Source organism: Fictibacillus sp. EA-CB0309, assembly GCF_055814265.1.
Genome location: NZ_CP169271.1, coordinates 1,467,123 through 1,480,261 on the forward strand (window position 1 = coordinate 1,467,123; position 13,139 = coordinate 1,480,261).

The window sequence follows — 13,139 nt, forward strand, 5'->3', positions numbered from 1 at the left end:
TATTTTCTAATCTTGCCTCCGTTGGCAAGTTAATCGAAGTGTAAGGTGCAAGACTCCTGCCAGGTGAGACCCCACAGGAGTATATGAGGAATTGTCGAAAATCGGATAAATAGTTTTATCTACGGAATTATGAGTGCTATACACGTATATATCTTGGATTACCTCGTAAAAAAATGAATTACCTCGTAATTAGTGGTAACAACTAAGGCAAAAAGGGCTGACAAGACCCCGAAATTGTGACAGATGTGAGGATTCTTGGCAGGTCGGTCTCGGAAAAGGCGTTAATTCACATAAAAAGGACCTTCACCATGCAAATACATTGGCTCAACTCCCTTCAATCTATTCTTTAATTCTATTTCCTCCTGTAGATTTTTCAGGCTCATTCATTATCTTGATACCGACTCCCGTTTACTGAAGAACTTCCCTACAACAACAAAGCTTATGAAAGCAGATTTTTTTATCAACATAATTGTAAGCGCTTTAAAAATGTTTACAATGCGGATTTAAATTGCTCACAATCCTTATGCCCATGGGAATGTAAGCGTGTGCAAAATAACTGAAAAGTCAGAATTCAATAAAAAAACTCTAAATTCATGGTTGACCCTTACGGAATATGGGCGTAATATTGTCAACAATTATTACCTTATATTTAAAAAATTCTAATAATTCGAAATGTAAAGAAAAGGAGGATCACGATGCAGGAGCAATGGGTTTACGTTAATGGTGAGCACGTATTGAAGGACGACGCCAAAGTCTCAGTTTATGATCATGGATTTTTATATGGAGATGGGGTGTTTGAAGGTATTCGCGTTTACAACGGCAATGTATATCGCTTAGACGAACATCTTCAGCGTTTATACGAATCTGCTCAATCCATTATGCTGCAAATTCCACACACTAAAGAAGAGTTAACAGACATCATTGTCGAAACGCTCCAGAAAAATAAATATCGTGATGCTTATATTCGATTAGTAATTTCACGAGGAAAAGGGAATTTAGGACTGGATCCTTTCACTTGCGGCCATCCGGGTGTCATCGTAATCGCAGAGCAACTTGCTCTATTTCCTAAGAAACTTTATGAGACTGGCTTAGAAATCATCACGGTAGCAAGCAGAAGAAATCGTCCGGATGTATTAAGTCCTAAAGTAAAATCATTAAATTACTTAAACAATATTTTAGTTAAGATCGAAGCGAGTCTTGCTGGTGTAAGTGAAGCGCTTATGCTAAACGATCAAGGCTATGTGGCGGAAGGTTCAGCTGACAATGTATTTATTATAAAAGGCAATACGATTAAGACACCTCCAGGTTACTTAGGAGCTCTTGAAGGGATCACGCGGAACGCGATTGTCGAGATTGCACGCGAACAAGGATACAACATGGTGGAAGAGCCTTTTACGAGACACGATGTTTATGTAGCTGATGAAGTATTCTTAACCGGTACGGCTGCTGAAGTCATCGCAGTTGTAAAAGTAGATGGTAGAGTTATCGGAAACGGTACACCAGGTGAGCATACAAACAAACTTTTAGAATCCTTTAGAAAAAAGTAGTTGAAGAAGGTGTGAAAGTTTATTCAAATCAAGCCGTTCAAGCGGGATAAAAGAAGTATAGGAGTGTTACAGATATGCGCAGTAATATGATCAAGCAAGGAATCGATCGAGCCCCGCACAGAAGTCTTCTCCACGCAGCGGGAGTTGCACCAGAGGATATGGATAAACCATTTATCGGTGTTTGTAATTCCTATGTTGATATTATTCCGGGGCATATGCACCTAAACAAAGTAGGAGAATGGGTAAAAGAAGCGATAAGAGAAGCGGGCGGAATACCTTTTGAATTTAATACGATCGGCGTAGATGACGGTATTGCGATGGGGCATATTGGAATGAGGTATTCGCTTCCGAGCAGAGAAGTCATTGCAGACGCAGCAGAAACCGTGATTAACGCCCACTGGTTTGACGGTGTGTTTTATATACCGAACTGCGATAAGATCACCCCTGGCATGCTGATGGCAGCTGTTCGAACGAATGTACCAGCCGTATTTGTTTCAGGCGGTCCGATGGAAGCAGGGAAATCAATGGCAGGAAAATCGCTTTCTCTTGCCTCGGTCTTTGAAGGGGTAGGATCTCACCTTGCTGGAAAGATGACTCGCGAAGAACTATTGGAACTTGAGACGAGTGCCTGTCCGACTTGCGGATCATGCTCTGGTATGTTTACCGCTAACAGTATGAATTCCATTATGGAGATGCTCGGAATTACATTACCCGGCAACGGTACACTCGTAGCTACATCAGACGAAAGAAAAGCACTGTATAAAGAAGCTGCAGTATCACTTATGGATCTTGTGAAAAAAGACATTAAACCTAGAGATATTATCACTAAAGAGGCGATTGATGACGCTTTTGCATTAGATATGGCGATGGGTGGCTCAACTAACACCGTACTCCATATGCTTGCGATAGCGAATGAAGCAGAGATTGAGTACGATTTATCTCGAATCAATGAAATTGCAGAAAGAATTCCTTATCTTTCAAAGATCAGTCCCGCCTCTGATTATTCCATGCAGGATGTTCATAGGGCTGGTGGTGTCAGCGCTATCATCAATCAACTTTGCAAAATGGAAGGAGCTATTCATAACGATCGATTAACGATAACTGGAAAAACGCTCGAGGAACGAGTGCGTCACGCTGAAATTTTAGATGATGATGTTATCCGAAGAAAAGAAAACGCTTATTCACCAGTCGGCGGCTTATCTATTCTTTACGGAAACATTGCACCAGACGGCTGTGTCATCAAGGTAGGAGCTGTTGATCCTTCCATAAAAACATTCCAGGGTGAGGCGATCGTCTATGAATCTCAGGAAGAGGCGATTCAAGGAATCAATAATGGAGAAGTTAGAGAAGGTCATGTCGTGGTCATTCGATATGAAGGACCAAAGGGCGGCCCGGAATGCCAGAAATGCTTTCTCCTACATCAGCGATAGCTGGAAGAGGATTAAGCACTAAAGTAGCGTTAATAACGGATGGTAGATTTTCCGGAGCTTCCAGAGGAATCTCTATCGGTCATATATCACCTGAAGCCGCTCAAGGCGGACCAATCGCTTTTGTAAACAATGGAGATCCGATCCTGATCAATCTTGTAAATAGAACCATTCAAGTTTTATTAACGGAAGAAGATTGGATCGAACGAAAAGAAAACTGGGTAAAACCTGAGCCGAAGATCAAAAAAGGCTATCTAGCTCGTTATGCAGCACTCGTAACATCTGCAAACACTGGAGGAATCTTAAAAATTTAAAACCATAAAACGATGACGGAGAACAATGGTAGATGTGGAATACACAGAGAGCCGGTGGTTGCTGTGAACCGGTTATTCCTAATACCAGGACATCCCTCCTGAGTGCCCTTTTGAAAGAATCTTAAGTAGGAAGGGCCAAGCGATACTCCATTTTTTATCGCTTGTTATCAAATGACGGCTCGTCCGTCTTAAGGCGGTACTTGTCTGGAACTACGACAAGTACCGTGAAAAAGGGTGGTACCGTGGAAAAAATTAAACTTTTTCACCCCTTTGGATAGGATTAACCTGTCCATTTGGGTGGGGAAGTTTTTTTATTAAATAAAAGGTTCAAAGTTAAAGGAGGAATGAAAATGAAGGCCAGTTGGGTGGCTGAAAAAAATTCAGTTGAAACTTCATTAGTCTCTGGTGCTGAACTATTTATACAAGGATTGCAGAATGAAGAAGTGGACGTCTTGTTTGGTTATCCGGGAGGAGCAGTACTTCCAATCTATGATGCGCTATACAAAGCTGAAATGAAGCATGTACTAACAAGACATGAGCAAGGAGCCATTCATGCAGCTCAAGGATATGCGAGAGTGACAGGAAAACCAGGAGTTGTCCTTGCTACATCAGGGCCAGGTGCTACCAACTTAGTTACAGGTATCGCTGATGCAATGATTGATTCGATTCCTCTTGTTATCTTCACAGGCCAGGTAGCAACGAACGTAATTGGAACTGACGCTTTTCAAGAAGCTGATATTGTCGGAATTACGATGCCGATCACAAAGCATAATTATCAAGTCCAACGAGCGGAAGACTTACCAAGAATCATAAAAGAAGCATTTCATATCGCAAATACAGGAAGGAAAGGTCCTGTATTAATCGACATACCGAAAGATGTTGCGGTAAAAACAGCTGAAGTAAAAGAAACCGCGGGGATTCATCTCCCAGGATACCAGCCGACTTTAAAGCCCAATATCCTTCAAGTAAAAAGGTTAAATGAAGCGCTTCAACAAGCCAAAAAACCTGTTCTTTTAACAGGAGCTGGGGTTTTGGCAGCAAAAGCAGAAAAAGAATTAGTAGCATTCGCTGAATATCATCAGATTCCAGTTGCTCAAACACTTTTAGGGTTGGGAGGCTTTGCGGCAGAACATCCACTGTGTTTAGGTATGGCAGGGATGCATGGCACATATGCCGCAAATATGGCCCTTTACGATTGTGATCTATTAATAGGCGTCGGTGCTAGGTTTGATGATAGGTTAACGGGAAATCTTGATCATTTTGCTAAAAAAGCGCTGATTGCACATATCGATATTGACCCAGCTGAAATCGGAAAGAATGTTCCGACTGAGATTCCGATTGTAGGTTGTGCAAAAGAAACGCTGTCAGCACTAAATCAGATCGCAGACGAAAAAGGAGACTATAACGAGTGGATCTTACAGCTTTCACAATTTAAGAATGAATACCCGCTAACTTATAAAACAAATGAGTCAGAACTGAAACCACAGAAATTAATGCAAATTCTTCACGAAGTTACACAAGGAGGAGCAATCGTTGCAACGGATGTAGGTCAGCACCAAATGTGGGCCGCACAATATTATAGGTTTTCAGACCCGAACAGATGGATTACGTCAGGTGGTTTAGGAACCATGGGCTTCGGTTTTCCGGCAGCAATCGGTGCAAAAGTAGGGAAACCAGAACTGCCTGTCATCGCGGTTGTAGGTGACGGGGATTTCAGATGACACTCCAGGAACTAGGTGTACTACAAGATTGGGAGCTGCCTGTGATTGTCGTGATCGTTAATAATAAATCACTCGGAATGGTTAGACAGTGGCAGGAGATCTTTTATGAAAAACGATTTTCTCATTCTCTTCTTGATATTCAGCCTGACTTTGTAAAGTTAGCTTCTGCTTACGGAATTGATGGAAAACTTGCTGAAACTGAAGATGAAGTAAGAGAAGCTCTGACGGCTGCTCTTGCATCAAAGAAACCATTTGTTCTCGATTGTGTCGTTACCGCAGACGAGAATGTGTATCCGATGATTGCTCCAGGAAAAGGACTTCATGAAATGATTGGAGTGAGAGGATGAGACGCATCATTTCAGCAACGGTACTAAACGAAAGCGGTGTGTTAAACCGTTTAACCGGGTTGCTGACAAAACGCCAATTTAACATTGAAAACATTACGGTAGGGCATACAGAAGACCCAGCTGTCTCAAAAGTGACTCTGACTGTTTGGGTAGAAGATGACCGAAAAGCTGAACAGCTTGTCAAACAGCTTCATAAGCAAATAAATATATTAAAAGTTCGAGACTTAACAAACATGGCTCTTGTTTCAAGGGAGCTGGCACTTATCAAAGTATTAACGACTCCTGATACCAGAAGTGAAATAAAAATGCTGATTGAACCTTTCAGGGCAACAGTTCTCGATGTTTCATTAGAGAACGTAACTTTAGAAGTAACAGGTGATAGTGAAAAAATAGACGCACTGATCGAGCTGCTGCGCCCTTATGGCATCAAAGAAATTTCAAGAACAGGTGTCACTGCTATCCCTCGTGGAACACAAAAGAAAGTACTTGAACTTCACCCTATTCTATTATGTAAAGGAGACTCATTAAAATGGCTAAAGTATATTACGAAAACGAACTTTCAAACGACGTATTAAAGAATAAGAAGGTAGCAGTAGTGGGCTACGGATCACAAGGTCATGCACACGCATTGAACTTAAAAGACAGCGGGTATGATGTGGTTGTCGGTGTACGTGAAGGAAGATCGTTTAATGAAGCAGTTAAAGATGGTTTTGACGTATATTCAGTTCGCGAAGCAGCAAGGCTTGCAGACGTTGTTATGGTTTTGCTTCCTGATGAAAGGCAGCCAGAAGTCTATAAAAATGAAATTCTTCCAGAACTATCAGCAGGTAATGCACTTGTATTTGCTCATGGATTCAATGTTCATTATCACCAAGTGGTACCGCCTGAAGATGTAGATGTTTTCTTAGTTGCTCCAAAGGGCCCAGGACATCTAGTTCGACGTACATTCGAAGCAGGAGAAGGGGTTCCGGCACTTTTTGCGGTATACCAAGATGCTACAGGTACAGCTCGAGAAACAGCTCTTAGCTATGCAAAAGGAATTGGATCGGCTAGAGCAGGTGTACTTGAAACGAGCTTTCAAGAAGAAACAGAAACAGACCTTTTCGGTGAACAGGCTGTACTATGCGGCGGGTTATCTTCTCTTGTAAAAGCTGGATTCGAAACACTTACAGAAGCGGGTTATCAGCCTGAAGTTGCTTACTTTGAATGTTTACATGAACTAAAACTGATCGTTGACCTGATGTACGAAGGCGGATTAGAGGGTATGAGATACTCCATTTCAGATACGGCACAGTGGGGTGACTTCCAATCAGGTCCGCGCGTAATTGATGAGAGAGTAAAAGAGTCTATGAAAGAAGTGTTAAAAGACGTTCAATCCGGTGAGTTTGCTAAAGGCTGGATTTTAGAGAACCAAGCTAACCGACCTGTATTCCATGTTGTGAACAACCAGGAGAAAAACCACCCTATTGAAAAGGTAGGGAGGGAATTAAGAGCAATGATGCCATTCGTGAAAGCCAAACAAAAGAAGGAGGCAGTTGCTAGTGCGAAAAATTGAAATCTTTGACACAACATTGCGGGATGGGGAGCAAACAGCAGGGGTCAATCTGAATACAGCTGAAAAACTTGAGATTGCCAAAAGGCTTGAACGACTAGGTGTTGATGTTATGGAGGCAGGATTTCCTGCTGCATCTAAAGGAGATCTAGAAGCTGTACAAAAAATAGCTTCTACCGTAAAAAACTCAACGGTTACAGCTTTAGCAAGATCGAACACTGCTGATATTGATTATGCATGGGAAGCTCTAAAAAACTCTGCCGAACCAAGGCTCCATGTTTTTCTTGCAACATCACCTATCCATATGACCTATAAATTAAAGAAAACACCTGACCAAGTAGTAGAGACGGCAGTTGGAGCTGTAAAATACGCTAGGCAAAAATTCCCGGTAGTTCAATGGTCAGCTGAAGATGCTTGTCGATCAGATCTCGTGTTTCTAGCTCGTATCGTAGAAAAGGTAATTGATGCAGGTGCAACGGTTATTAATATACCGGATACTGTTGGTTTTACGAATCCTGAAGAATACGGTAAGATCTTCCGTTTTCTCTTAAACAACGTTCCAAATATAGATAACGCCATTTTATCAGCTCATTGTCATGACGATTTAGGAATGGCGGTAGCTAACTCCTTATCAGCTATCGAGAATGGCGCTAACCAGGTTGAATGTACGATTAACGGAATCGGTGAGAGAGCAGGTAATGCTTCGCTAGAGGAGATCGCGGTAGCATTAGCTATTCGTGAAGACTTTTATCAAGCAAAAACGAACCTTAAATTGAATGAGATCAGCCGCACGAGCCAGCTTGTGAGCCGATTGACTGGAATTGCGGTTCCGCCGAATAAAGCAGTTGTTGGAAAGAACGCTTTTGCTCATGAGTCAGGCATTCATCAAGATGGTGTATTAAAGGAAAAATCAACGTATGAGATTATTACGCCAGAGCTTGTGGGAGTTCCATCAAACCAGCTCGTGCTCGGTAAACATTCAGGAAGACATGCTTTTAAGGATTACCTGCACAAACTAGGGTTTCATCCCGATGACAGCAAACTAAAAGTTCTTTTTGAGGATTTTAAACAGTTAGCAGATCGAAAAAAGAAATGACAGAAGAAGATATCTTCGCCTTGTTGATCGACCATAAAATTCAGCCGGAAGTACCGCTGTATCAGTTAAAAGATATTCAAGTGAACTACGGAACGAATCAAATTCCAACAGCTACATTAAGATTGCTGACTCCAGATGGCACATTAATTCAAGACGCCGCTACAGGCTCAGGAAGTGTTGAAGCAATCTACAATACGCTTAGCAAGATGCTGCCTTCATCACTCAAACTAACAGATTATAGAATTCAATCTGTCGGTGCTGGAAGAGATGCGCTTGCACAAGTTTTTGTTCAGATTGTTAGTGACGGTTATGAAATCAATGGCAGCGGTACAGCTCAAGATGTTTTGGAAGCTTCAGCGAAAGCCTATGTGCATGCTTTTAATAAACTGCAGCTTCATTCTGAGAAGAAGAGTTACGAACGGATTAGTATTTAAAATTTAGGAGGGATGTTAGATGAAAAAGAAGATAGCAGTTTTACCTGGTGACGGCATCGGACCAGAAGTGGTCAAGGGTGCCCTGCAAGTGCTGGATGGAGTAGCAACACGGTTCGGTCATCAATTCGAAACAACTGAAAAAGTATTTGGAGGTGCTGCTATTGACCAGGAAGGCACTCCCTTGCCGGATGACACATTAGAATTCTGTAAAGGAAGTGATGCTGTACTGCTTGGAGCAGTCGGCGGTCCGAAATGGGATAAAGGAAACGTCCGGCCAGAACAGGGGTTATTAGCATTAAGAAAAGCATTAAATGTTTTTGCGAACGTAAGACCTGTTCAAGTCTTTCCGGGTCTTGAACATCTATCTCCTCTTAAATCAAGCAGGGTAAAAGGAGCGGATTTTGTTTTTGTTAGGGAACTAACGGGCGGAATCTATTTTTCGGAACCAAAGACAAGGAACGTGGACGGGGCAGTTGATACGTTGTCTTATACGAGAGAAGAGATTACGAGGATCGTAGAAAAAGCGTATGAACTGGCTGCTGCAAGAAGAAGGAAAGTAACATCTGTCGATAAGGCAAACGTGCTTGAAACAAGTAAGTTGTGGAGAGAGATTGTTGAAGAGACGGCTAAAAAATATAGAAATATAGAGACAGAGCACGTGTTGGTAGACTATGCCGCTATGAGAATGATCAGTGATCCTTCAAGTTTTGATGTGATCGTAACGGAAAACATGTTCGGAGATATTTTGTCTGATGAAGCTTCTGTTATTACCGGATCCCTTGGCATGATGCCTTCAGCTTCTCTTAGTGAGAGCGGTCCAGGTCTTTATGAACCAATCCACGGATCAGCACCTGATATTGCAGGAACCGGAAAAGCAAATCCGATCGGTATGATCCTGAGTGTGGGGATGATGCTTCGCCATTCCTTTGGACTTGAAAAAGAAGCTGCTGCTGTTGAATTGGCTGTTTTTGAAACACTTCAAGCAGGCTATCGCACACAGGATATTTATGATGGAACGGGTACTCTTGTAACGACAAAAGAAATGGTTAATCAAATTCATTTTAGAATGCTAGAGGATTCAACAAGCGCAACACTTTTAGAGGTTTATGTGTAAGGAGGAAGCTCTGTGAGTAAAACAATAATAGATAAACTTTGGGACCGTCATGTTGTCGTAAAAGAAGAAAATAAACCAGACCTTCTATACATTGATCTGCACTTAATTCATGAAGTGACATCACCTCAAGCATTTGCGGGATTGAGAGAAAAAACAGAACAGTAAGAAGGCCGGATCTGTGTTTTGCCACGATGGATCATAACATCCCTACGGTAGACCGTTTCAATATAAAAGATGAGACTTCTCGCTTGCAGGTGGAAACGCTTGAAAAAACTGTGAAGAGTTTGGCATTCAGCTGGAAGGATTAAATTCTGAACAGCAAGGAATCGTTCATGTTATCGGACCTGAACTGGGGTTAACTCTGCCAGGTAAAACGATCGTTTGTGGAGATAGCCACACATCCACACACGGGGCATTTGGGGCACTCGCATTTGGAATTGGCACGAGTGAGGTGGAACATGTACTTGCTACTCAAACACTATGGCAGAACAAACCGAAACAGATGAACGTCAAGATTGAAGGTAATTTAGGTTTTGGCGTCACAGCAAAAGATGTGATTTTATGGTTCATTGCGAAATTTGGAACCAATGTTGGCACAGGATATATCATTGAGTTTTCTGGCAGTACAGTCAAAGCTTTCTCGATGGAAGAAAGAATGACACTATGTAATATGTCGATTGAGGCAGGTGCTAAAGCATCGGTTATCTCTCCTGATGAGACTACTTTTGAATATATTGCCGGTAAGCGCTATGCCCCGAAAAATCAAGATTTTAAACAGAAATGTGAGGACTGGAGTAAGCTTGCGAGTGATCCAGAAGCAAAGTTTGATCAAATTATAGAAATCAATGCTTCAGAGATCGAACCGATGGTCACGTGGGGGACGACGCCATCTATGTGTCTCCCAGTCAGTGGACAGATACCAGCAGTGGATTCGTCATCTTCAAGTGAAGAAAAACAATCTTTGCATAATGCTCTTACTTACATGGGCTTTAAAGGCAATGAAAAAATAGAAGAGATCTCTGTCCAGCATGTGTTTATCGGGTCTTGTACAAACTCCAGACTCAGTGATTTAATCGAAGCTTCAAAAGTTGTAGAGGGTTCGAAAGTACATCCTGATGTACGTGCAATCGTTGTACCCGGTTCACAGTCGGTTAAAAGAGAAGCAGAGAAACTCGGGTTGCATAACATCTTTTTGGATGCAGGATTTCAATGGCGAGAATCAGGCTGTTCGATGTGTCTAGGGATGAATGATGATATCGTTCCAGAAGGAGAAAGATGTGCATCCACTTCAAACCGGAATTTTGCCGGCAGGCAGGGGAAAGGGGCCAGAACGCACTTAGTTAGTCCGATTATGGCCGCTGCCGCAGCTTTGAAAGGTAGATTTACAGATGTTCGTTCTGTCCTGCCTGATAAGGAATTGGAGGTGAACCGTTATGCCGGGGTTTAAGTCACATTCTGGTAGTGCGGCAGTCCTTGATCGCAATCATGTAGATACGGATCAAATCATCCCAAAGCAATTTTTGAAAAAATTGATAAAGCAGGATACGGTGAATTTTTGTTTTATGACTGGAGATACCTCTATGACGGGGGTGAGAACGCAGCTTTCGAATTAAATCAAGAAGAAACAAAAGGAGCTTCCATTTTAGTTACAGGTAAAAACTTCGGTTGCGGTTCATCGAGAGAGCATGCGCCATGGGCACTTAAGGACTATGGTTTTCAAGTAATTATCGCAGAAAGTTTTGCTGATATATTTTTTAATAACTGTGTAAAAAATGGAATATTGCCTATTAGGCTTTCGCAGAAAGATATTCAACAGCTTCGTAAAGATTCTTCAAAACAGGTTATTAAAGATCTGAAAGTAGATTTGGAAGAACAGTATGTGGCGGATGCGAACGGAGACGTTTTCCATTTTGATTTTGATCCGTATTGGAAAAAGATGCTTCTGAACGGATGGGATGAAATTTCTGTCACCCTTCAACAGGAAGCGAACATAAAAAAATATGAAGATGAGAGGATTGTGAACTGACAATGGGAATTTAACAATCACAGGGGAACGTTTATTTCACGCAATGGAGGAAGTGTCAAAGATTGCCCACCGTACACCACTCAAACAATCTACAACGTTAAACAAGTGGACGGGTGGAAATGTGTATATGAAGCTTGAGAACATGCAGAAAACTGGCTCTTTCAAACTAAGAGGAGCTTATTATAAGGTTTCAACACTGAATGAATTAGAATGTGCTAGAGGTGTCATTGCTGCTTCAGCAGGCAACCATGCACAAGGTTTGGCGCTTTCCTGTTCATTGCGTGGCATCAAATCAAAAATCTTTATGCCGGAAAATGCACCACTTTCCAAGATCGAAGCAGTAAAATCATATGGCGCAGATATTGTCTTAGAAGGCGACAATTATCAAGCTGCATATGAAGCAGCTAAAAGAGAAGAAATGGCAAACGGCGGTGTTTTTGTTCATCCATTTGACGATTATGACGTGATTGCAGGGCAAAGTACTGTTGCACTTGAAATGCTTCAGCAAAACCCAGAACTAAAAACGATTGTCGTACCTGTCGGAGGAGGAGGGCTATTAGCAGGCATCGCTTTGGCAGTGAAATCAGTCAGACCAGATGTGCGGGTAGTCGGTGTGCAATCTGTTAACGCCAGTGCGGTTTATCAAGCCTTCACAGGTACTTCTAAAAAGACATTATCTCGCTGTACTTCGATTGCGGATGGGATCGCGGTTGTTAAACCCGGAGAGATTACCGTTCCTGTGATTTCAAAATATGTAGATGAAATGGTCACTGTTACAGAAGAACAAATCGCTTACGCTATGATGTTTATGCTCGAACGGGAAAAAGTGGTCGTGGAGGGAGCGGGCGCTGCAAGCCTTGCGGCAGTCCTGTTTCATAGTCACCTTGCACTTGATCAGAAAGTTGGGCTCATCATAAGCGGCGGGAATGTAGATCCGGTAAAATGGTCCTTGTACAAAGGTATGGCCGATAAGCTGAATATGAAGAGAATAAGTTAGTTAATTGCAAAACCCTTAAAGATGAAATAAATCTTCTTTAAGGGTTTTTTTGTGCTAATTTGCCCTTTAGACATTTGGCTTTTTTGTAAAGCTGTTTTCGTATTCATTGTTGTTTTTGAATGTAGTTGATTTCCGTTTCAGGTTGCTCGCTTTCCACGGGGCAGGCGGTGAGCCACATTCGTACGTTTCACTCTTAAGTGTCTCACCTGTCTAGTTGCAGTGGCTAGCCCCTCGAGGTCAAAGTTAAATGGTCAAGAAGGCAAAGTGCGCCTTCCAGCCCATCCACCTTTTGCTTGTCGGGGCTGAACGAGTGACATCCACTTTTCGGACTGCCCGCCTGTCCTAGCCGAGAGTCTCGCACCTTACACTCCAATCAACTGTTCAAAGAAGACAATATAGAAAATTGAAAAGCAACAATCCTTTAGAAAACAGCCTTTCTAAAAGGTTATTAATTTTTTTATTCAGGAAAAATTTTAATATGGAAATAAATAAAGCTAGCTGAGCGAGTGAGGGAGGGAGTAGGTTTTTACTAACGCGAGCGAGCCCGTCATTGCTCGTTGTTGA

Annotated in this window: 3 protein-coding genes, 7 pseudogenes and 1 other annotated feature; all 10 genes and pseudogenes read left to right on the plus strand. The window is 42.1% G+C overall.

Features of this window, described 5'->3' with window-relative positions:
- Positions 1–695 precede the first annotated feature (695 nt).
- The 10 genes and pseudogenes from ilvE to ilvA all read left to right on the plus strand — a co-directional run bounded on the left by ilvE (position 696) and on the right by ilvA (position 12,575).
- Positions 696–1,597 (plus strand): annotated as a pseudogene (ilvE, locus tag ACEWFH_RS08135) (branched-chain-amino-acid transaminase).
- A gap of 24 nt (positions 1,598–1,621) precedes the next feature.
- A pseudogene (gene ilvD, locus ACEWFH_RS08140) lies at positions 1,622–3,288 on the plus strand (dihydroxy-acid dehydratase).
- 3 nt (positions 3,289–3,291) lie between these two features.
- Positions 3,292–3,561 (plus strand) — a binding site (T-box leader).
- A gap of 77 nt (positions 3,562–3,638) precedes the next feature.
- A pseudogene (gene ilvB / locus ACEWFH_RS08145) lies at positions 3,639–5,356 on the plus strand (acetolactate synthase large subunit).
- Positions 5,353–5,838, plus strand: a pseudogene (ilvN, locus tag ACEWFH_RS08150) (acetolactate synthase small subunit); the annotation flags it as partial. The pseudogenes ilvB and ilvN, both read left to right, overlap by 4 nt.
- Before the next feature lie 47 nt (positions 5,839–5,885).
- Positions 5,886–6,911, plus strand: a complete 1,026-nt coding sequence (ilvC, locus tag ACEWFH_RS08155) for a ketol-acid reductoisomerase (RefSeq protein WP_473726814.1) — start codon at positions 5,886–5,888, stop codon at positions 6,909–6,911.
- A pseudogene (locus tag ACEWFH_RS08160) lies at positions 6,898–8,438 on the plus strand (2-isopropylmalate synthase). The gene ilvC and the pseudogene ACEWFH_RS08160 overlap by 14 nt, the downstream one beginning before the upstream one ends.
- A 19-nt stretch (positions 8,439–8,457) precedes the next feature.
- A complete protein-coding gene (gene leuB, locus ACEWFH_RS08165; RefSeq protein WP_473726815.1) occupies positions 8,458–9,552 on the plus strand; it encodes a 3-isopropylmalate dehydrogenase in 1,095 nt (364 codons plus the stop codon).
- 12 nt (positions 9,553–9,564) lie between these two features.
- Positions 9,565–10,999 (plus strand): annotated as a pseudogene (leuC, locus tag ACEWFH_RS08170) (3-isopropylmalate dehydratase large subunit).
- Positions 10,986–11,578, plus strand: a pseudogene (leuD, locus tag ACEWFH_RS08175) (3-isopropylmalate dehydratase small subunit). Before leuC ends, leuD begins: the two co-directional pseudogenes overlap by 14 nt.
- 43 nt (positions 11,579–11,621) lie before the next feature.
- Complete coding sequence (gene ilvA, locus ACEWFH_RS08180; protein ID WP_473726816.1) at positions 11,622–12,575, plus strand: threonine ammonia-lyase; 954 nt, start codon at positions 11,622–11,624, stop codon at positions 12,573–12,575.
- Positions 12,576–13,139 lie beyond the last annotated feature (564 nt).

Bases quoted from the DNA above. Each gene is read 5' to 3' on its own strand.
- leuB (WP_473726815.1), top strand. From the start codon at position 8,458: ATGAAAAAGAAGATAGCAGTTTTACCTGGTGACGGCATCGGACCAGAA.
- ilvC (WP_473726814.1), top strand. From the start codon at position 5,886: ATGGCTAAAGTATATTACGAAAACGAACTTTCAAACGACGTATTAAAG.
- ilvA (WP_473726816.1), top strand. From the start codon at position 11,622: ATGGAGGAAGTGTCAAAGATTGCCCACCGTACACCACTCAAACAATCT.